Source organism: Pantoea sp. GbtcB22, from assembly GCF_019091025.1.
Taxonomy (GTDB): Bacteria; Pseudomonadota; Gammaproteobacteria; order Enterobacterales; family Enterobacteriaceae; genus Pantoea; species Pantoea leporis.
Genome location: NZ_JAGXKB010000067.1, coordinates 1 through 310, shown reverse-complemented (window position 1 = coordinate 310; position 310 = coordinate 1). Strand labels below are relative to the sequence as shown.

Genomic DNA, 310 nt, shown 5'->3' with positions numbered 1-310 from the left:
TTTCTGGCTTGTTGATGAAGTACGGAGACAGGTAGCCGCGGTCAAACTGCATACCTTCAACCACGTCCAGCTCCTCTTGCAGGCCGGTGCCTTCTTCAACGGTGATAACGCCTTCTTTGCCCACTTTGTCCATCGCGTCTGCAATCAGTTTGCCCACGGTTTCATCAGAGTTAGCAGAGATGGTACCATCCTGTGCAATCGCGCGTGAATCCTGGCAAGGCACAGACAGGGTTTTCAGTTCTTCAACGGCGGCGATAACGGCTATATCGATACCGCGCTTCAGATCCATCGGGTTCATGCCCGCAGCGAC

General features: G+C 53.9%; 1 protein-coding gene. It reads right to left on the bottom strand.

Translation table 11 applies throughout. The features are described from left to right. Nucleotides 1-310: TCP-1/cpn60 chaperonin family protein (locus KVT28_RS24805; protein ID WP_305801799.1), on the bottom strand; the 310-nt coding region annotated here is incomplete at both ends.